Genomic DNA, 19,188 nt, shown 5'->3' on the forward strand with positions numbered 1-19,188 from the left:
AGGTGCCGGAATCCCCCGCGCACCATCGCCGTCGCGGCGTCCTCGAGGGTCCAGTCGCCCGCCGCGAACACGACCTCCTGCGTGCAGTGCTGCGCGGCGAGCTCGGCGTCCGGGCTCTCCCCGGCCGCCACCGAGTTCAGGATGTCCCGTTCGGTGAGGATGCCCACGCCCGAGTGTTCGGGGTTCACGACCACGGCGGCGCCGACGCGCCTGTGTGCCATCATGCGGGCGGCCTCCCGTAGCGTATGGGCCGGGCCGATCGTGAGGACCCGCTGTGACATTCCTTCTGCCACCTTCATGGCGTATCACCCCCAGGGAGTGTTCCAGGTTCCCGGGCGCAAGCGCGGCGCGAGCCGCGTCTGTCGTCGCGACGGTGACGCATCGCCGCACTCCCCGCCGCAACCGGACGTTTCCCCAGGTAAAGCCGCGTGCGCTGAGCTTGTGAACTTGTGATATACCCGCTCAGGTCCGTGCAACGCGTCCGCCCCCCTGGCATGGGTCCCACCGGGCTTCGATGTCAGCGGGCGGCGGTCTCCGCCAGCTGGGCGAGGACCTCCTCGTGCAGCTGGCCGTTGGTGCAGACGACGCTGCCCCCGTCGGGGGTCGCCACCCCGGACAGGTCGGAGAAGCGACCGCCGGACTCCTGCACGATCACCTGGAGCGCCGCCAGGTCCCACAGCGAGACTTCCGGTTCCGCCGAGATGTCCACCGCGCCCTCGGCGACCAGCATGTGCGACCAGAAGTCGCCGAACGCGCGCGTCCGCCAGACAGACTGGGCGAGTGACAGGAACCCGCCGAGCCTGCCCTTCTCCGCCCAGCCGCCAATGCCCGAATAGGAGAACGAGGCGTCGCTTAGCTTGGTGACCCCGGACACCTGGCACCTGCTGGCCTTGGTCAGGCTACGGCCGGTCCACGCCCCGCCGCCCGCCGCCGCCCACCAGCGCCGGCCGAGCGCCGGAGCGGACACCACGCCGACCACGACCTCGTCGCCGTCGAGCAGCCCGATGAGCGTCGCCCAGACCGGGACGCCGCGGACGTAGTTCTTGGTCCCGTCGATCGGGTCGATGACCCAGCAGCGCGGTCCGCTGCCCGTCCGGCCCGACTCCTCGCCGAGCACCGCGTCCCGCGGGCGCGCCCTGCGCAGCACGTTGCGCAGCGACTCCTCGGTGGCGCGGTCGGCGTCGGAGACAGGCGTCAGATCCGGCTTCGTCTCCACGCGCAGGTCAAGCGCCCGGAACCGCCTCGTTGTAATGTCATCGGCGGCGTCAGCCAGCACGTGCGCGAAGCGCAGGTCGTCGTCGTAGCCTCCCACCCGCGAAACGGTACCGGCTAAGGCAGCGCGCTGGCCAGCATCGGGCGGGCAAGCGCTTCCCGGCCGGCGTGCCGGACGCACGTGCGGACATAATGGCATCGATGGACAGCTACCCCGGTGCCGTGTTCAGCGACCTTCCCGGCCAGTTGCGCCCGTTCGTCAGGGACGGCCGGATCACGGCGATCCCTGCCCGCCGCGCGCCCCGCCTGTTGCTGCTCGACCAGGTGGCGCAGGCCTTCGAGCCGGGCCGCCGCTACCGCGAGGCCGCGGTCAACGAGGTGCTGAAGGCCCTGTACGACGACCATGCCGCGCTGCGGCGCTACCTCGTGGACGAGGAACTGATGTCACGGACCCCCGACGGCACGTACTGGCGCTCCGGCGGCACGGTCACCTAGTCAGGTGATTCGCGGCTGCGCAGCAGGCGGCGCAGCGAGTCCAGGCGGGTCTGCGCGCCGTGCGCGCGCGCCCATTCGTCGAGCGCGCAGCCTTCGGACAGGTGATCGCAGCCGGGGGGGCAGTCGGCGGTCCCTTCGGCCAGGTCGCCGAAGGCCTCCACGACGCGCTTGACCGCGACGTGGCCCAAGCCGAAGCCGCGCACCCCCGGGGTGTCGATCAGCCACCCGTGCCCGTCCGCGGTCGCACCAGGGCCGGCCGCCGGGGAGGCACCGCGCCGGCCGCGGGCGGCCGGGAGGGCGGCAAGCGGCAGCGCGATCGCCGAGGACGAGGTGTGCCTGCCCCGCCCGGTTACCGGGTTGACCGTGCCCACCGCCCGGCCTGCGTCCGGCACGAGCTCGTTGACCAGCGTCGACTTGCCGACCCCCGACTGGCCGATCAGCACGCTCACCCGGCCGTCAAGCGCACGGCGCAGCCGGGACAGGGTCTGCGCGGGCAGCGGCTGGCGCGTGGTGAGCATCGGCAGGCCAAGGGGCCGGTAGAACGCCCGCACCCGGCGCGGCGAGGCCAGGTCCGATTTGGTCAGCACGAGCAGCGGGTCAAGGCCGGCGTCGTAGGCGGCGACCAGGCAGCGGTCAACGAACCGGAGCCGGGGCACCGGATCGGCGAGCGCGCAGACGATCACCATCTGGTCCGCGTTCGCCACGATGATCCGCTCCAGCGGATCGGTGTCGTCCGGGGAGCGCCGCAGGACGCTGGTGCGCTCGGCGACCCGCACGACGCGTGCCAGCGTGCCTGGCGCGCCCGAGGTGTCGCCGGCCAGCGCCACCCGGTCCCCGACCACGACCGAGTTGCGGCCGAGCTCGCGGGCCTTCATGGCGGTCACCATCCGGCTGCCGCCGTTCGGGTCGTCGATCAGGCAGCCGTACCTGCCGCGGTCGACGTTGACGACGAACCCCTCGATCGCGCTCTCGTGCGCCGGGCGGCGCCTGGTGCGCGGCCGGGACCCGCGGCCAGCGCGGACCGGGACGTCATCCTCGTCGAGGTCGGCGGAACGGCTCCTCAGAAGTCCCCCCTGACGAGTTCCGCCCACAGGGCCGTGAAGTCGGGGAAGGTCTTACCGACCGTGGCGGCGTTCAGCACCTCGATGCCTGGCACGGCCAGGCCGAGAACGGCCGCCGCCATCACCATGCGGTGATCGTCGTAGCTGTCGAACGCGTGCCCGCCGGCGCGCAGCGGGCGTGGCCTGACTGTCAGGCCGTCCGGCTGTTCCGCGACGTCGCCGCCGAGCGCGTTGATCTCCTTGGCGATCGCGGCCAGCCGGTCGGTCTCCTGCGCCCGCGTGTGCCCCACGCCCGTGAGCACCGAAGGGCCGCTGGCCAGCGCGGCGAGCGCGGTCAGCGGCAGGCACAGCTCGGGGATGTCGCGCAGGTCCGCCGCGATGCCGCGGATCGTGCCGGTCCCGGTGACGGTCAGCCCGTCGGGGCCGAGCGAGCAGTCCGCGCCCATCCGGGTGAGCACGTCGCGGATCGCGTCCGCGGCCTGCAGGCTGTCGCGCGGCCAGTCCCGCACGGTGACGGACCCGCCGGTGACCAGCGCCGCCGCGAGGAACGGGCCCGCGTTGGACAGGTCGGGCTCGACGGTGAAGTCGCCCAGGTTGACCGGGCCGGAACGCACTCGCCAGGTGCTCGGCCGCGTCCCCGCGCCGACCTCCACTTCCGCGCCTGCCGCGCGCAGCATCCGGACGGTCATCTCGATGTGCGGCAGCGACGGCAGCGGCGGCCCCTCGTGGTGCACCTCGGCGCCAAGCACGAAGTGCGGTGCGGCCAGCAGCAGCCCGGACACCAGCTGGGATGAGCCGGACGCGTCGAGCGTGACATTGCCGCCGCGGACGGTGCCGGACCCGCGCACCGTGAACGGCAGCGCCGCCCGCCCGCCGTCGTCGATGTCGGCGCCGAGCGCGCGCAACGCGACGAGCAGCCCGCCCACCGGCCGTTCCCGCGCCCGCGGGTCGCCGTCGAACTCGGCCGACGCCGTGGTCAGCGCCGCTACCGCGGGAAGGAAGCGCAGCACAGTCCCGGCGTTCCCGACGTCGACCCGCACCGAGCCAGTGGCCTGGAGCCCGCCAGAGACGGCCAGGTCCGTTCCGGATTCCCTTATCGAGCACCCGAGGGCCTGCAGCGCCGCTACGGCGAGGCTGGTGTCGCGGGCCTTCAGCGGCCCGCGGATCACAGCCGCGGAGTAGCTGAGGGCGGCGAGCACCAGGGCGCGGTTGGTGATCGACTTGGAACCTGGCAGCCGCAGCCGGGCGCGCACCGGTCGATGGGCGGCAGGGGTGTGCCAGCGTCCGGAGTCCATAGACCTGAGCGTATCGCCGGCGGGTTCGCGCCGGCAGGCAAGTGCAGCCGCGGCGAGTGCCGCGGTCCCCGGCGGGTTTGGCGGCGGCGTTTTCTGGTTATGACTTGCCAATCCGACTTCTACCGGGCGATAAGGGAAGTCGGCGGGTTCCTGCGAACAGGGAAGGGTCCATGTGCGGTCGGTTCGTCTCTGCCCGAAAGCGGCTTGAGCTCCTCGAGGAGTTCGCCGTGGAGCGCGACCGCGTGGGCGAAGACCGCGACCCGGACTACAACGTGGCCCCGACCAAGCGGATCTACGTAGTGGTCGACCGCAAGGATGACGATGAGCTCCGCACACGGCAACTGCGCCTGCTCCGCTGGGGGCTCGTGCCGTCCTGGGCGAAGGACACCTCCGGCGGTGCCCGGATGATCAACGCGCGCGCCGAGACGGTCGCGGTCAAGCCGGCGTTCCGCGGCGCGTTCGGCCGCCGTCGTTGCATCATCCCCGCCGACGGCTACTACGAGTGGCAGGCCGCCGGCAAGGCCAAGAAGCCCTTTTACATATACCGAACGGACGGTGGAATCCTCGCCTTCGCCGGCATTTACGAGCTGTGGCGGGACGAGTCAGTGCCAGCCGACCACGAGCACGCCTGGTACTGGTCGGGGGCGATTATCACCACCGACGCGGCTGACGACATCGGCAAGATTCACGACCGGACGCCGATGGTGATAGCGCCGGAAAGCTGGGCGGACTGGCTTGACCCGGCCAACAACGACAAAGAACTGCTGCTCGCGACAATGCTGCCCGCCACATCCTCGGGGGCGGGCGGCCTGAGGTCGCACCCCGTTTCAACGGCCGTCAACTCTGTACGGAACAACGGGCCGGGTCTCGTCGAGCCGCTCGTCGATGACGGTTCGCCGGCCTCCGGGCCGGCCCCCGGGCCGGGTTCCGGCGAAGGGGAGCGGCCCCCCCTGTTCTGAGCCCGCGGTGTCGGGCGGCGCGGTTTCCGCCGTGCCCGCAGGCACCGCGGACAGGAGGCGAGGACTTGCCATGGAAATCAGCGTTGCCCGCAAGCGCCTAGAGGAAATGCGCGACGACCTGGAGAGGACGGTCGCGGTACTGGAGGGTGAACATCCGCTGGTCCGGGGTGGATCCGCGGAGGCGGGCGACGCTGGCGCGAACCTGACCGAGGCGGACCGCAACCAGGCTGCCGTGCAGGCGGCGCTGACGCAGCGCGCGGAGGTGGCCGCCGCGCTTGCCCGGGTGGACGAAGGAAGCTACGGGCGGTGCGTGGACTGCGGGCACCCGGTGCCCGACGCCCGCCTCGAGGCACGCCCGGCTACCGCCAGGTGCGTGCCGTGCCAGTCGCGGCTGGACCGGCGCCGGCGTTAGCGGCGGGCGCAGATGATCAGCTGGTTGCCTACCGAGTCGTCACTGCGGGCGCTCAGTTCCGCCGTCACGAGCCTGCCGAAGCTTCCCGGGTCGCGGGCCAGCAGGTAGCTGACCGTCCGCCGCGAGAACACCGTGCGCGGGCGGATCCAGCTCACGTGCAGCCCGTTGCCTGTGAACAGCTCGCGCAGTTGCTCGGCCCCGTAGCAGCGGGTGATGGTGCCGTCCGGCCACGGGACGAGCACGACGTCCGCGTTGGGGACGTCGACCAGGTGCGGCCAGCGGTGCTGCTCCGCGAGCACCGCCATGCCGAGGGTCAGCGAGTCAACGCAGGCGAGCACGCTGCCGCCGGGCCGCAGCACGCGCGCGATCTCGCCGACAAGCGCCTCGGCGGCGATGCGCCGCGACAGCGTGCGGTCCTCGGCGATCACGCCGTCGGCGCAGCCGTCGGCGAGGAATTCAAGTCCGCTGGCGTCGGCGGCTACCGTGCCCAGGCGCCCGGTGACCTCGAGCCCGGCGCCGGGCGGCGCCGGGGTGCCAGGTTCGACCACTCGCAGCACGCTGTGGCCGGCGCAGGCCGCCACTTCTGCGGCCCGCGCGGACGGGCCGGAGATGTCGACGAGCAACCGGCTCCCGTGCGGCAGCCACGTGGTGAGCTGGGCGCGGGAGACCGCGGCGTGGAAACGCGAGTAGGAGTCCGCCGCAGGATCGGTGTCCTGCACGGCACTGGTGCTTGCGCGCACGGGGTTGCTCCTGGCCGGGTGCGCCCGCTCGCGGGGCGCCCTCGGTCCTTACCCTTCCCCACGCCGGGCGTTCCATCCCTGGCCAGCGGGGAATCCAGGATGGAACATGGCGTGCCGGGCCGGAATTGCCCGGCACCCGGCGGTGTTGAACGCGGCATGGCTGTTGCCTCACCGCCGAAGAAGCCCGGCGGCACCACGTCCTCGCCTGGCCCTCGGTCACGCCGGCACTTCCCCTGGCGGGCCGGCCGGGTATCCTCTTACGGTCTTCGCACGCTGCGCGACGTCGCGGCGCAGGGCGAGGAGGAGAACCGCGAGGGGGTGAGTCCCGTGTCAGAGACGCTACAGGAGCGCGGCGAGCGCTTCGAAGCAGATGTCCTGCCTTACCTGGACCAGCTTTACTCCGCCGCCCTCCGGATGACGCGGAACCCGGCGGACGCCGAGGACCTTGTGCAGGAGACGTTCGCCAAGGCGTACGCGTCCTTCCACCAGTTCCAGCAGGGGACGAACCTCAAGGCCTGGCTGTTCCGGATCCTCACCAACACGTTCATCAACACCTACCGCAAGCGGCAGCGGGAGCCGCAGCGGTCGGGGTCGGACGAGGTGGAGGACTGGCAGCTCGCGCGGGCGGCCTCGCACAGCTCGGGCGGGCTGAAGTCGGCGGAAGCCGAGGCGCTCGAGCGGCTCCCCGACTCCGACATCAAGACCGCGCTGCAGAGCCTGCCAGAGGAGTTCCGGATCGCGGTCTACCTCGCCGACGTCGAGGGATTCGCGTATAAGGAAATCGCCGACATCATGGGGACGCCGATAGGTACCGTGATGTCACGGCTGCACCGCGGTCGCCGCCAGCTGCGGGAGCTGCTCCAGGACTACGCCAGCGAGCGTGGTCTGGTTCGGGCGCAGGCTGCCGGCGCTGAGCTTGGAAGCGCTCAGGCCGAGGCCGCTGGGGCCGAGGAGGGCAGGTCATGAGCTGCGGGAACCCGCATGACGTACCGTGCAGCGAGGTGCTTGACCGCATCTACTGGTACCTGGACGGGGAGATGTCGGCCGCCGATTGCGAAAGCATCAGGCAGCACCTGGACGAGTGCTCGCCGTGCCTGCGGGAGTTCGGCCTTGAGGAAGCGGTCAAGCGGCTGGTCGCCAAGCATTGCGGCTGCGATCCTGTGCCCGACGGGCTGCGCACCAAAGTGCTGGTGCGGATCAGGCAGTTGCAAGCTGAGTTCGAGGTTAGCGAGTAGCCGCCGCGTGTAGCTGCCAGTAGTTGCGGCTGGCTGAGTGCGGCGGCGCGGACGGCTATCCCGAGATGATTGGGGTGCCCTTAAGCTTGCGTTCGCGTGAATTACACCGACGGGATACGGTCGGCCGTTTGTTGCATAGCGTGATCGCATGTTCGCGGTGCGTTCACGATCAGCTTTGGGTCTGCGAGAATTAGCGCGGCCACGTTATCCTGTCTTTGACGGCAAGCCACAAGCTGCCGTCAGCATTTGCGTGAGGGAGGACTATCCCAATGCAGGCACACGGCAAGCCGGCCACGATCACGTGCCGGCCTAGGACACAATGCGTGACCGTCGTGGATGCCTTCGGGGTCTCCTGGGGGTAGCGACGGCGCTTAGCGCGGTTCGGGTCAACTGCCGCTGGCTACGAGGGGGGAGCGTGGGCAAGCTCTCGCGAATCGCCTGGCTGTACATCGGCGCGGTGATAGCCGTCGCCGTGATCGCGATTGCCCTGGGTCCGTTCGGCGGGATCGGGTGGGACAAGGTCGCGGCGCTCGGCCTGCTGCTTATCGCCTGCGAGTCCACCGCGACGCTGCTGAACTCGCGGAACCTCGCCTGGTCCCCCAACAGCACCGCGAGCCTGGCCGCGGTGATCCTGGTCGGCCCCGTCGGGGCCGCGCTGGTCGGCTGCTGCACGCTGCTTGGCATGCGCCGCGGCCCGTCGCCCGCCCAGCGGCTCTTCAACACCGGGATGTTCGCGCTCAGCGCCTATCTCGCGGGCCGCACGTACCTGTTGTTCGGCGGCCACGTGGGCACGCCGACGCCCATTTCGTTTCCCGCCATCATCGGGCCGTTCGCCTGCGCGGTGATCGTGCACGTGGCCGTGAACTTCTCGCTGCTGCGCGGGGTGCTCTGGATCACCAGGGAACCCGGGTCCGCGCTCGGCCGGGTGGGGCTCGACCTCAAGCTGCTGCTCACCGACATGGGCTACGCCGCGTTCGGCCTGCTGATCGCCGCGCTGTGGAGCGTGCTCGGCCCGTTCACCCCGGTCCTCGTGGTCATCCCGCTGCTCGTGGCCCGCTGGGCCGTGGCACAGTTCGCCGCGCAGCAGCGAGCCTACGAGGCGACGGTCAGCGCGCTGTGCCAGGCCGTGGAGACCAAGGACTTCTACACCCGGGGTCATAGCGAGCGGGTCTCCAGGGGATCTGTGATGATCGCCCGCGAGATCAGGATGCGCGCCGAACGCGTCGAGGCGATCAGGTACGCGGGGATGCTGCACGACGTGGGCAAGCTCGGCGTTCCGACGTCCGTCCTGCAGAAGAGCGGCTCGCTGACCGACGACGAGTACGCCGCCATCCAGTTGCACCCGATGCGCGGGCTTGACATCGTGCGGGAGATCGGGTTCCTCGACGAGGCGCTGGCGGGGATCATGCACCACCACGAGCGGATCGACGGCAGGGGCTACCCGATGGGCCTGGCGGGCGATGAGATACCCGAGTTCGCCCGCGTGCTCGCGGTGGCGGACGCGTTCGACGCGATGACGTCGACCAGGTCCTACCGCGGGGCGCGGCCGGTGCCTGAGGCGATAGCCGAGCTGCGCAAGTGGGCGGGCACCCAGTTCGACCCCGCCTTCGTCGACGCCTTCGTCACCGCGATAGAGCGCGACGGCTGGCGGACACCCGAGGCCACGCCGGCGGGCGCGGACCAGACGGCCGCCACTGACGTCCTGTCCGCGGGAGGGTTGTCCGCGGGCGTCCTGTCCGCGGGCGTCCTGTCCGCGGGAGGGTTGTCCGCGGGAGGGTTGTCGGCGGGAGGGTTGTCGGCGGGTGTCCTGCCCGTGGGCGGCGTGCCCGGGGCCGCCCCGCCCGCGGACGCGCTGACGGGCAACGGCCAGGCCGGCAAGGCGGCAAGCGCGGACGGCGAGCCTGGAAGCGAGCTAGCCGATCCCGCGGGTCCGCTGCGCGCCATTGAGAGCCACTGATGTCGGTGGCTTCGCCACGGCATGAGCCGCGGGGGTTCCCGCGGCAGGTCCTGGATTCCGGCCAGTCGCTGCTCGTCCTGTTCGCGGGCGTGCTGCTCATCGCCGCGGTCGCGCAGACCGCCGCGGTGGGCGTCCGCGACGTGCGCGCCGCGCTCGCGTTCGGCGGGCTGATCGCGTTCGGCGAGCTGCTACGGCTGAACCTGCCGGGCGACCGGGAGGCCGCGCCCATCGCCACGGCGGGCGCGCTTGCGTACGCGCTGCTCATCCGCATCGGCAATAGCCCGGTCAGGCTGGACCCTGAGCAGGTCATCGCGGTGTCCGCCATCGGGATGATCATCGGAGCGCTGCCGCACGTGGCGGTCGGCCGACCCACCCGGCTGTCCGCGATGGCGGCACAGCTGGTGTCGGTCGCCTGCGTGGCCGCGGTATTCCGCCCGCTCGCGAACGCCTCGCTGATCGGCAGCCGCTGGTGGTCCGAGCTGCCGGTGATGTTCTCGCTTGTCATCGTGGGCTGGCTGGTCAAGGCGGTCATCGTCGCGCTCATCCGGACGGACGCGCTGCGCGCCAGGTTCGGCGTGATGCTCTTGGACGAGTTCCGCGTGCAGCTGCCGGTCGGCGCCGCGGTGGGCGCGTCCGCGCTGCTCATCGCCTTCGCCGCCGAGGTGATGGGGCTCGCGGCGGTCGCGGTCTTCACCGCGCCGCTGCTGGTCACCCAGGTGGCGCTGCGCAGGTACACCGGGATCAGGGCCACCTACCTGCAGACGGTGCGCGCGCTGGCGAGGGTGACCGAGATCGGCGGGTACGTGGAGATCGGGCACTCGGCCCGGGTGGCCAAGCTCGCGGTGTCCATCGGGCGCGAGCTGGGCATGCCGGAGCCCGCGCTGCTCGAGCTTGAGTACGCCGCGCTCATGCACGACATCGGCCAGCTGTCGCTGCGCGAACCCATCCCGGGCGGCGCGACGGTGCTCGTGGTCAGGGAAGAGCAGCGGCGGATCGCCGAATACGGCGCCGAGGTCATCCAGCAGGCCCGCGTCCTGGACACGGTGGCCGACATCGTGCGGCGGCAGAGCGACCCGTGCCGGCCGGGGGACAGGGGCGAGGAGCCGCCGCTGAGCAGCCGCATCATCCGCGCGGCCAACGCGTTCGACGACCTGGTGGGCAGTTCGGTGGAGCCCAGCCGGGCGGCGGCGGCCGTGCAGCGCCTGCGGCTCGACACCGCGTCCGAGTACGACCCGCACGTGATCGAGGCGCTGAGCAGGCTGGTGAGCAGGCGCTCGGTACTCGGGCCGTAACGCCGTCCGGTGGCGCCGCCCGCGGCAGACCCCGGTCGGGTACGCTCCTCCTGACGTAACGCCGGGCAGCGCCCGGGCCCGGCGAAGCCGGGGGAGACGAAGGAGCCTGCTGTGGCGGAGGTCCGCGCGGAGATGGTCGCGAACGTGTGGCGCGTGCTCGTGGCAGAAGGCGACCACGTCGACGACGGCGACACGCTGGTGATCCTGGAGTCCATGAAGATGGAGATCCCGGTCCTCACCGAGACCAGCGGGGTGGTCGCCAAGCTGCACGTCGCCGAGGGCGACGTCGTCCAGGAAGACGACCTGATCGCCGTCATCGACTAGCCGCCGGGGCGCGCGGTCCGGGGTCAGACGCCGGTCGTGGACCGCGGATACTCGGCGGAGACGTCGGTGACGATGTTGACCAGGTACGGGACGCCGGACGCGAACGCCCTGCGCAGCGCCGGGCCGATCTGCCCAGGGGCGGTGACCAGTTCCCCCGCGCCGCCGAGGGCGCGCACCACCTCGTCGTAGCGGGTACCCGGCCGCAGGTCGGCGGCGACGTCGTAGCCGTACACCGCCCGCATCGGCCCCTTCTCAAGGCCCCACGCGCCGTTGTTGCCGCAGACGATCACCACGGGCAGGTCATGTCGCACCAGCGTGTCCACGTCGATCAGCGACAGCCCCGCCGCGCCGTCGCCAAGCAGCAGCACGACCTGGGCTGACGGGTGTGCAAGCCGTGCGGCGACCGCGTAGCCCAGGCCCGTGCCCAGGCATCCGAACGGTCCCGGGTCCAGCCACCTGCCAGGCTTGCTCGGCTCGACGTGGCGGCCGGCGAACGACACGAAGTCGCCGCCGTCGCCGATCACCACGGCGTCGTCGTCGAGCGCCTTGAGCAGCTCTCCGTAGACGCGGACCGGGTGCACCGGTTCGGCGTCGCTGGCGAGCAGCGCCGCGTCCGCGGCGACGGCCGCGGCCGCGGACGCACGCAGCCGCGGCAGCCAGTCAGGGTCGGCCCCAGGCCGGGCCTCGCCGGCGAGCGCGGTGAAGAAGGCGGTCAGGTCGCCCGCCGCGGCGGCGGCCAGCGGGCAGTGCTCCGCGAGCATGCCGCGCTCGTCGGCGACGTGCACCACGTTGGCCGGCTCGTCCCCCGGGCCGAACGACCCGTAGCGCAGCCGGAAGTCCAGCGGCACCCCCGCCACGATCACCAGGTCCGCCGCCGCGAAGGCGATCGACCTGGCACGGGTGACGAGCAGTTCGTGCCCGCCGGGCAGCACGCCCCGGGCCTGGCCGTTCGTGATCACGGGCAGCCGAAGCGCCTGCGCGGCCTGCCTGGCCGCGTCTTCGGCGCGGCCGAGCCACACGTCCGAGCCGAGCACGAGGACGGGCCGCCGGGCCCCGGCAAGCAGCGCGGCGATCCGGCTGACCTCGCCGGGGTCGGGCGCCGCGGCGGGGGCCGGCCCGCCCTGCGGCAGTTCCTCCCCGGCCTGGTCGTAGATCGTCTCAAGCGGGAAGTCGCAGAACACCGGCCCGCGGTGCGGGGTCAGCGCGATCCGGAACGCCTCGTCCACCGACGCGGCGACGCGCCCCTTGTCATGCTCGGTCCACGCGCGCTTGGTCACCGTCGCGAGCACGGGGACGTGGTCCATCTCCTGCAGCGCACCGCTGCCCCACAAGTAGTCAGGGGCGCGGCCGCCGAGCAGCACAAGCGGCGCGCCGTTGAACCAGGCCGTGGTGACGGCGCTGACGCTGTTGGTGACGCCAGGGCCCGCCGTGACCACCGCGAGGCCGGGCCCGCGGGTCAGCCTGGCCGTGGCCTCGGCCGCGAACACCGCCGTCTGCTCGTGCCGCACGTCCACCAGGCGCAGCGGCGGGTCCGCCTTGACGGCGCCGTCGTACAGCGGGAACACGTGGCCGCCGGACAGCGTGAACATCGCGGTCACGCCGTACCGCTGCGCCACCGCGACGGCGCGCGCGCCGCCATGCCCGGTTATCCCTGTCACCGGGCTGACGTTACCCTGTTAGTCCCCGGGGGGCGACCCCCCGGTGACCCCCCGCAAAGGGGGGACTGCCCGTCCCCCCTTTCACCCCCCTGGCCCCCCGGTGACTCCCCTCTCACCCCTCCGGCTCTGGCAGCTCACCATCAACCACAAGGGTCACTGGCGCCCACTTCGCACACTCCTCGCATGGACAAATCGCCCAAAACGGACTCCAAAATGGTCACAGAGTGTGCGAAGTCGCGCTCGCGTGACTCCTAAAGGATGGGCGGCCCCAGGCTCCGGCTCCCATAACCCCTGCGGACGCTCACCGCCGAGGTGCGGCGCTAGCGCGACCCTGGCCATGGCCAGGAACGCGGCCCGGTCGAGGATGCCCGCGCCTTCCGGCAGCACGCCGGCCAGCGGTTCGCCCGCGACGGCCCGCAGGTCGGCCAGGTTTTCCAGCTCGGCCAGGCCGGGCTGGCGCGGCCAGCTGCCGATCACGACGCCGTAGCGTCGCAGGCCGCGCATCGCGAGCGCCTCGCACGTGAGCGCGGTGTGGTTGAGCGTGCCGAGTCCGGGAGCCGTCACCACGAGCACGGGCGCGCCCAGGGCGCTGGCGAGGCTGGCGATCGTCCGGCCAGCCGGGTCGTAGCGCACCAGCAGGCCGCCTGCGCCCTCGACCAGGACCAGGTCCCGGGATCGCGCGAGTTTCTTCACGTAGTCAACCGCGCCGTCCATGTCCAGCGGCGGCAGGCCGGAAGTGCGCGCGGCAGCCTCAGGCGAGAGCGGGTCGGGGAAGCGGGCGAACTCGTGGGTGTCGGTGACGCCGGAGAGCCGCTCGACGGTTTCGACATCGGGGGCGTCCGCCGCGTCGCTGCCGGTTTGCGCGGGCTTGACGACGGCGACGCGCGCGCCGCGCGCCTGGGCGAGCACGGCGACCGCAGCCGTCACGACCGTCTTGCCCACGCCGGTGCCTGTGCCGGTGATCACCAGGATCCCGCGCGGCGCCGCCGGGTCGGTCATGAGGGAGGAGTCCGCCGCAGCCTGGTGATGAACTTGTACCGGTCGCCGCGGTACCAAGACTGCGCCCATTCCACCGGCAGGCCGGCGGAGTCGATCGCGTGCCGGGACAGCAGCAGCAGCGGGATGCCCGGGTCGACGGCGAGCAGCCTGGCGTCATGCGGGTCGGCCAGCACGGTCTCGATGGTCTCCTCGGCCTCGGCCAGCTGGATCCCGTATCCGGAGCGCAGCGTTTCGTACAGCGACGCGTGCCGCTCCAGCTGCCTGCGCAGGCCGGGGAAACGGCGGGCGGGCAGGTGTGACGTGTCGATGGACATCGGCTCGCCGTCGGCGAGCCGCAGCCGGTGGATGCGCAGCACGCGGCCGCCCGGCCTGATGTCGAGGAGCGCGGCGAGCTGCTCGTCGGCCGCGACGTACCCGATCTCGAGGATCTTCGTCTCCGGGTGCAGGCCATGCTGCCGCATGCCTTCGGTGTAGCTGGCCAGCTCGAGCACCTGCGCGACCTTCGGCTTGGCGACGAAGGTGCCCTTGCCCTGCATGCGCAGCAGCCGGCCCTCGATCACCAGCTCCGCGAGCGCCTGCCGCACCGTAGTCCGGGACGTCGCGTAAAGCCTGGCCAGTTCCCGCTCAGGCGGCACCGGGCTGCCTGGTGACATCGCCGAGGTGAACTCGAGCAACTGCTTTTTCACCTGGTAGTACTTCGGCAGCCGAAGTACGGTCGGCGACGTGCCGAGAGTGGCCGGCTTGCCGGGAAGCGGTGCGCTAGGGTCGCCTGCGCTGTCCTCGGCCGGTATCGGAGACAGGCTCATGTTGTGTTCCTTCCCGCGTTTGCGGTATTCCGGCAATAATCCCTCACGATGGCCAGTGCGCGCGACGCTACGGCGAGGTCGTTTTCCGTCAGCGTGGCCCGTCCGGTGAGCCGCAGGCACGCGCCGCCCGCCGGAACCGAGGGCGGCCGGAAGCAGCCGGCCCGCACGCCGTGCGCGGCACAGGCACGCTGCGCGGCCAGCGCGGCACGCGGATCGCCAACGACGACCGCCGCGACAGCGGCGTCCGGCGGGGCGACGACCAGGCCCAGGTCCGCTGCCACGCCGGCCAGCCTGGCGGTGCTGCGCCGTGCCAGGACGGGCAGGCCAGGTTCGGCGCGCAGCACGCGGAGGGCGGCGAGCGCGGCGGCGGCCGACGGCGGAGCCAGGCCGGTGTCGAAGATGAACCCCCGCCCGGTGTCCACGAGAGTCTGCGTGACCTCGTCAGCGGCGAGCACCGCGCCACCCTGGCCGCCGAGCGCCTTCGACAGCGTGATGGTCCGCACGACGTCTGGCTCGGCCGCGATCCCGGCGTCGTGCGCCGCGCCGCGCCCGCCGTCCCCGAGCACGCCGAAGGAGTGCGCCTCGTCGACCACAAGCAGCGCCCCATGGCGGCGCGCGACCGCGTGCAGTGCCGCGAGTGGCGCGAGGTCGCCGGCCACGGAGAACACTGCCTCCGTGACGACCAGGGCACCTTCCTCCGCGCGGCTGGCCAGCGCTGCGGCGACTGCTGCCGCGTCCGCGTGCGGGGTCACCTGCAACCGCACCCCCCGGCCGCGCGCCAGGCGGCAGGCGTCGATCAGGGAGGCGTGGTTGCGCTCGTCGGACACGATCAGGACGCCGTCGCCAAGCGCTGCGGCGAGCGCGGTCACGACGGTCAGGTTGGCCAGGTAGCCCGAGGAGAAAGCCAGGGCGGTGCGGGCCCCGGCGAAGTCCGCGAGATCCTCCTCGAGCTCGGCGTGCAGCGCGGTCGTCCCGGTCACCAGCCGGGACCCCGTTGCCCCGGCCCCCCACGTGCCTGCCGCCGCGGCGGCGGCCGCGGCCAGCCTTGGGTCGCCTGACAGGCCGAGGTAGTCGTTGGACGCCAGGTCAAGCGCTGTATCGGCGGGGGTGCGGGGAACGAGCCGCCGTCGGAGCCCGGCGGCGTCGCGGGCGGCCGCGGCGGTGCGCAGCCGGGCCAGCGGGTCGGGCGTCTGGGATACGGAACCGTGCATGCGGGAATAATGTCAGGTCGCGTCCTGGCGGGGAAATTCCGCCCCTCCGGCGCGTGTCATTATGGAAAAGTGCCGACGCTCACCGATCTCGCCAGGAACTACACGAGCCTGTCTGGCGCCGACCTGGAGTGGCTGCACTCCCTCGTGTCCGACTGGCAGCTCCTCGCCGACCTGTCGTTCGCGGACCTGATCCTGTGGGTGCCGCTGCGCGCGCCCGACGGCGCGCTTGACTCGGGCTGGGTGGCCGTCGCGCAGATGCGGCCGACGACGGGGCCTACTTCCTTCCCCGACGACGTGGTCGGGGAGCAGATCGGGCCAGGATGGCGGCCGCTGCTCGACACGGCACGCGGTGAGCGGCGGATCTGGCGGGAGAGCGATCCCGACTGGACCAGCGGCGTTCCTGTGCGCGCCGAGGCGATCCCGGTGACCAGGGAGGGGCGGGTCATCGCGGTTATCGAGCGGTCGACGAACCTGAACTCGGCGCGCACGCCGAGCAGGCTTGAGCTCACTTACCTGCAGGGCGCCGACGACCTGGCGCGCATGGTGTCGGAGGGCACGTTCCCGTACACCGGCCAGGACACCACGCTGGTCCGCTCGCCTCGGGTCGGGGACGGCCTGCTGCGCCTCGACAGCGCTGGCCGGGTCACCTACGCGAGCCCGAACGCGCAGTCCGCCTATCGCAGGCTCGGGCTGACCGCTGACCTGATGGGCGGGGAACTCGGGCCGGCGACCGCGCAGCTGAGCACGCCAGGGGAGCCTGTCGACGAGTCGCTGATGCTCGTCGCCCGCGGCCGGGCTCCGCTGGAGACGGAGATCGACGGCAACGGCGCGGTCGTGCAGCTGCGGTCCATCCCGCTGGTTGTGGCGGGTCAGCGGACCGGTGCGCTGGTCCTGGTCAGGGACGTCACGGAGTTGCGCCGCAGGGAGCGCGAGCTGCTGACCAAGGAAGCCACGATCCGCGAGATCCATCACCGGGTCAAGAACAACCTGCAGACTGTCGCGGCACTGTTGCGGCTGCAGGCCAGGCGGCTGCACGCGCCCGAGGCACGCGCGGCGCTTGAGGAGGCGGTGCGGCGAGTCGGGTCGATCGCGATCGTCCACGAGACCTTGTCCCACGCTCCTGAGGAGATCGTGGATTTCGACGACATCGCTGACCGGGTTGCCATGATGGCTGGCGAGGTGTCATCGCCGGAGGTGCGGGTGACGCCGAAGATCACCGGCCAGTTCGGCATGCTGCCCGCGTCCGTGGCCACGCCGGTGGCGATGGTGCTGACCGAACTGCTGCAGAACGCGCTGCAGCACGGGTTCGGCGGGCTGGCCTGGCGCGGCGGCGCTGAAGGCGGATTCATCAAGGTGCTCGCCGCGCGGGCTCCAGAGCAGCTCACGGTCACGGTGAGCGACAACGGGGCCGGCCTTCCGGCCGATTTCGATGTGGAGAACACCACGAGCCTCGGACTGCAGATCGTCAGGACGCTGGTGGTGGCCGAGCTTGGCGGCCGGCTCAGCATCACGCCCCGGCCGGGGGGCGGAACCGTAGCGGTCGTTGACCTGCCGGTCCGCTACGAACCGCAGCCACGCCAGGGCTGAGGCTCGTTAACTGATTCAGATGATGGTGTGTGCGGTGGTGGATCAGCCGGTCTCGCGCGGTTCCACTGGTCAGACGTGAGCGCGCGCCCGCAGTCGCAGCGTGCGGCGCTTGAGCGCGCGTCGCTCGTCCTCGCTCATGCCGCCCCACACGCCGGCATCCTGACCGGTGTCGATGGCCCACCGCAGGCAGTCCTCAACCACCGCGCAACGCCGGCACACCTGCTTGGCTTCTTCAATCTGGAGGAGCGCGGGACCGCTGTTTCCGATCGGGAAGAACAGCTCAGGATCTACCTCACGGCAGGCGGCAACGTGACGCCAGTCCATGATGTCCACTCCTTCTCGGCGCAGCGGCTGGTCAGCATGCGGTCCGCCACTCGCCACGTCAGTGCTTGTGAAGCATTTCACGAGCTAGGCCATATGTCGGGAACGTTTTGTTATTCCCGATCTTGGTGGTGCCGATCCGGTCCCGTCTGGGTATCAACCGACGCCCGGGCGCTCTCAGGAGGGTGACGCACCCTTGTCAGTCACGCTCGTACACGCGGGCCAACGTCTCCCCAGGCACCGGATCTAGCCTCTCAACAGGGCAGAGCCAGCGCAAGAGGGCGGGGCAAACGAGTCTTGCGAATTTGATGTCAGATCGATCACATCAAGTGTGTCATGTCACGCTATGACACGGAGCGCGTCCGGAACGAACCGGAACGCGACTACCTCTGTCTCGCCGAGATATTCGCCGTCAATGTGAAAAGCGATCGGACGGTCGGCGCGAAACGTGAGCTCGGTCAGCGCCACCGCGCTCACCACGTCGCGCCCGGACGGGAGCGGCGTGTTCGCGTGCATCATGTGCCCGAGGGCCGCAAAGGTGGTCAGCGTGCGCAGCCGCCGGAGCGCGAACACGTCGAGGCCGGAGTTGAAGTCGGTGTTCGCGGTGGGACGGACCGGATGGCTGCCGAGGTAGGTCCACGGCGAACTGTTCGTAACCACCCCCATGAACAGGCCGGTGACCGGCGGCTGGCCCAAGGCGTCCAGGGTAAGCGCGGGACGGCGCCGGTCGGTGATCGCGTAATAGCGCCGCAACGCGGTCCGCAGGTACAGCATCGTTGACGCATGCTTGCCGCTGGCCCGCCACCGCTCGACGTCCGCCACGACTTCGGCGTCGAGGCCGAGCCCGGCGCTGAACGTGAAGTACCGGTCCGTGGCGAGCCCCAGCCCGATCGTGCGCCAGATCCCGCTGTCCACCGCCGCCAGGATCCGCCGGACCGCGACGGCCGGATCCGCCGGCATCCCGAGCGCGCGCGCGAACACGTTGGCGCCACCGCCTGGCACGGGCGCTATCGCCGGCCGCGCCGTGGCACCGGTGAGTCCTGAGGGCTCGATGGTCCTGTCCGCGACGTCGGCTGCCCCGGCGACGCCGACGGCTGCCGTCGCGCCTTTGGGCGACGCCGTGGCACCGCACGGCGGCCCGGGGTAGTCCTGGATCCGCGTGTTCATCAGCCCGTTGACGACCTCGTTGACCGTTCCGTCGCCGCCGAACGTCACGACAAGGTCATATCCTTGAGCCGCCGATGCGACGGCAAGGTCACGTGCGTGACCGCGGTACCGTGTCTGGGCCGTCTCCAGCTCAAGCCGGGAGCCCAGTTCGCGGACTACCTGGCCGGCGTCGCGCCCGGTCATGGAAGTCGCGCGAGGATTGATAATCAGCAGCGCGCGCACGTTGCTCAGGTTAACGGTGCCCGAAAGGATGCGAGACTATGGGTATGCGTTCGCCAAAAGGCGCCGCCCCGAAGCCCCCGGCAGCGACGTCCCCGGCAGCGGCGCCCCCGGCCCCGGCGGCCCGCCGCCCCCCGATGCTCGCGCTTGCTGCCCTCGTGCTCGTCCTGGAAGCCGTCGGCCTGACCATCGCGGGCGTGCTCATCGCGGCCGACACCGCGGCGGGGCGGTCCTGGCA

Annotated in this window: 21 protein-coding genes; 10 read left to right on the plus strand and 11 right to left on the minus strand. The window is 71.6% G+C overall.

From position 1 onward, the window contains the following. Both Q1N79_RS02680 and hisN read right to left on the minus strand, forming a co-directional pair. Positions 1 to 281: CBS domain-containing protein (locus Q1N79_RS02680; RefSeq protein WP_300603817.1), on the minus strand; the 281-nt coding region annotated here is incomplete at its 3' end. A gap of 236 nt (positions 282 to 517) precedes the next feature. Next, positions 518 to 1,312 (minus strand): histidinol-phosphatase, encoded by a 795-nt coding sequence (hisN, locus tag Q1N79_RS02685; RefSeq protein WP_300603820.1) that lies wholly within the window; start codon positions 1,310 to 1,312, stop codon positions 518 to 520. Positions 1,313 to 1,413: 101 nt separating this feature from the next. Here hisN and Q1N79_RS02690 point away from each other — a divergent pair, with 101 nt between their 5' ends. Continuing rightward, a complete protein-coding gene (locus Q1N79_RS02690; RefSeq protein ID WP_300603823.1) occupies positions 1,414 to 1,707 on the plus strand; it encodes a DUF2087 domain-containing protein in 294 nt (97 codons plus the stop codon). Here the strand turns inward: Q1N79_RS02690 and Q1N79_RS02695 are convergent. Together Q1N79_RS02695 and aroA are read right to left on the minus strand one after the other, a co-directional pair. Further along, positions 1,704 to 2,798 carry a ribosome small subunit-dependent GTPase A gene (locus Q1N79_RS02695; protein WP_300603826.1) on the minus strand — a complete coding sequence of 365 codons (1,095 nt, stop codon included), beginning with the start codon at positions 2,796 to 2,798 and terminating at the stop codon, positions 1,704 to 1,706. The two genes, Q1N79_RS02690 and Q1N79_RS02695, sit on opposite strands and share 4 nt — an antisense overlap. Next, positions 2,768 to 4,063 carry a 3-phosphoshikimate 1-carboxyvinyltransferase gene (gene aroA, locus Q1N79_RS02700; protein ID WP_300603828.1) on the minus strand — a complete coding sequence of 432 codons (1,296 nt, stop codon included), beginning with the start codon at positions 4,061 to 4,063 and terminating at the stop codon, positions 2,768 to 2,770. The genes Q1N79_RS02695 and aroA overlap by 31 nt, the downstream gene beginning before the upstream one ends. A 170-nt stretch (positions 4,064 to 4,233) precedes the next feature. On the opposite strand from aroA, the gene Q1N79_RS02705 reads away from it, so the two are divergent. Continuing rightward, on the plus strand, positions 4,234 to 5,022 hold the full coding sequence (locus tag Q1N79_RS02705) for an SOS response-associated peptidase (RefSeq protein ID WP_300603831.1): 789 nt from the start codon (positions 4,234 to 4,236) through the stop codon (positions 5,020 to 5,022). 70 nt (positions 5,023 to 5,092) lie between these two features. Continuing rightward, entirely contained in the window at positions 5,093 to 5,434 is a 342-nt protein-coding gene (locus Q1N79_RS02710; protein ID WP_300603833.1) for a TraR/DksA family transcriptional regulator, read from the plus strand. On the opposite strand, the gene Q1N79_RS02715 is transcribed toward Q1N79_RS02710, so the two are convergent. After that, positions 5,431 to 6,174 (minus strand): methyltransferase, encoded by a 744-nt coding sequence (locus Q1N79_RS02715; RefSeq protein WP_300603836.1) that lies wholly within the window; start codon positions 6,172 to 6,174, stop codon positions 5,431 to 5,433. The two genes, Q1N79_RS02710 and Q1N79_RS02715, sit on opposite strands and share 4 nt — an antisense overlap. A gap of 318 nt (positions 6,175 to 6,492) precedes the next feature. Between Q1N79_RS02715 and Q1N79_RS02720 the strand changes: the two genes are divergently transcribed. From Q1N79_RS02720 to Q1N79_RS02740, 5 genes are all read left to right on the plus strand, one after another. After that, positions 6,493 to 7,140, plus strand: a complete 648-nt coding sequence (locus Q1N79_RS02720) for a sigma-70 family RNA polymerase sigma factor (protein ID WP_300603871.1) — start codon at positions 6,493 to 6,495, stop codon at positions 7,138 to 7,140. Then, the gene (gene rsrA / locus Q1N79_RS02725; RefSeq protein WP_300603839.1) at positions 7,137 to 7,409 is read left to right on the plus strand and encodes a mycothiol system anti-sigma-R factor; all 273 of its coding nucleotides are present in this window, start codon (positions 7,137 to 7,139) and stop codon (positions 7,407 to 7,409) included. The genes Q1N79_RS02720 and rsrA overlap by 4 nt, the downstream gene beginning before the upstream one ends. 415 nt (positions 7,410 to 7,824) lie before the next feature. Continuing rightward, entirely contained in the window at positions 7,825 to 9,366 is a 1,542-nt protein-coding gene (locus tag Q1N79_RS02730; RefSeq protein WP_300603842.1) for an HD-GYP domain-containing protein, read from the plus strand. Then, a complete protein-coding gene (locus Q1N79_RS02735; RefSeq protein WP_300603846.1) occupies positions 9,366 to 10,658 on the plus strand; it encodes an HD domain-containing phosphohydrolase in 1,293 nt (430 codons plus the stop codon). The genes Q1N79_RS02730 and Q1N79_RS02735 overlap by 1 nt, the downstream gene beginning before the upstream one ends. A gap of 111 nt (positions 10,659 to 10,769) precedes the next feature. Continuing rightward, positions 10,770 to 10,982, plus strand: a complete 213-nt coding sequence (locus tag Q1N79_RS02740; protein ID WP_300603849.1) for a biotin/lipoyl-binding carrier protein — start codon at positions 10,770 to 10,772, stop codon at positions 10,980 to 10,982. A gap of 23 nt (positions 10,983 to 11,005) precedes the next feature. Here the strand turns inward: Q1N79_RS02740 and Q1N79_RS02745 are convergent, their stop codons facing one another. The 4 genes from Q1N79_RS02745 to Q1N79_RS02760 form a co-directional block, all read right to left on the minus strand. Next, the gene (locus tag Q1N79_RS02745) at positions 11,006 to 12,640 is read right to left on the minus strand and encodes an acetolactate synthase (protein ID WP_300603852.1); all 1,635 of its coding nucleotides are present in this window, start codon (positions 12,638 to 12,640) and stop codon (positions 11,006 to 11,008) included. 153 nt (positions 12,641 to 12,793) lie between these two features. Further along, positions 12,794 to 13,639, minus strand: coding sequence for a dethiobiotin synthase (bioD, locus tag Q1N79_RS02750; protein ID WP_300603854.1), 846 nt, complete (start codon positions 13,637 to 13,639; stop codon positions 12,794 to 12,796). Beyond that, the gene (locus Q1N79_RS02755) at positions 13,636 to 14,445 is read right to left on the minus strand and encodes a GntR family transcriptional regulator (RefSeq protein WP_300603857.1); all 810 of its coding nucleotides are present in this window, start codon (positions 14,443 to 14,445) and stop codon (positions 13,636 to 13,638) included. Before Q1N79_RS02755 ends, bioD begins: the two co-directional genes overlap by 4 nt. Beyond that, positions 14,442 to 15,656, minus strand: a complete 1,215-nt coding sequence (locus tag Q1N79_RS02760) for an aminotransferase class I/II-fold pyridoxal phosphate-dependent enzyme (protein WP_300603859.1) — start codon at positions 15,654 to 15,656, stop codon at positions 14,442 to 14,444. Before Q1N79_RS02760 ends, Q1N79_RS02755 begins: the two co-directional genes overlap by 4 nt. Before the next feature lie 69 nt (positions 15,657 to 15,725). Here Q1N79_RS02760 and Q1N79_RS02765 point away from each other — a divergent pair, with 69 nt between their 5' ends. Next, positions 15,726 to 17,243 (plus strand): sensor histidine kinase, encoded by a 1,518-nt coding sequence (locus Q1N79_RS02765; RefSeq protein ID WP_300603861.1) that lies wholly within the window; start codon positions 15,726 to 15,728, stop codon positions 17,241 to 17,243. Between the two features lie 69 nt (positions 17,244 to 17,312). Here the strand turns inward: Q1N79_RS02765 and Q1N79_RS02770 are convergent, their stop codons facing one another. Both Q1N79_RS02770 and Q1N79_RS02775 read right to left on the minus strand, forming a co-directional pair. Beyond that, positions 17,313 to 17,567 (minus strand): WhiB family transcriptional regulator, encoded by a 255-nt coding sequence (locus Q1N79_RS02770; protein ID WP_300603864.1) that lies wholly within the window; start codon positions 17,565 to 17,567, stop codon positions 17,313 to 17,315. 336 nt (positions 17,568 to 17,903) lie between these two features. Then, on the minus strand, positions 17,904 to 18,953 hold the full coding sequence (locus Q1N79_RS02775; RefSeq protein WP_300603866.1) for a diacylglycerol kinase family protein: 1,050 nt from the start codon (positions 18,951 to 18,953) through the stop codon (positions 17,904 to 17,906). Between the two features lie 44 nt (positions 18,954 to 18,997). Between Q1N79_RS02775 and Q1N79_RS02780 the strand changes: the two genes are divergently transcribed. Then, a partial coding sequence (locus Q1N79_RS02780; RefSeq protein ID WP_300603868.1) for a hypothetical protein occupies positions 18,998 to 19,188 on the plus strand: 191 nt, incomplete at its 3' end.

Origin of the sequence: Trebonia sp. (genome assembly GCF_030042015.1) — a bacterium.
In the GTDB taxonomy this organism is placed as follows: Bacteria; Actinomycetota; Actinomycetes; order Streptosporangiales; family Streptosporangiaceae; genus Trebonia.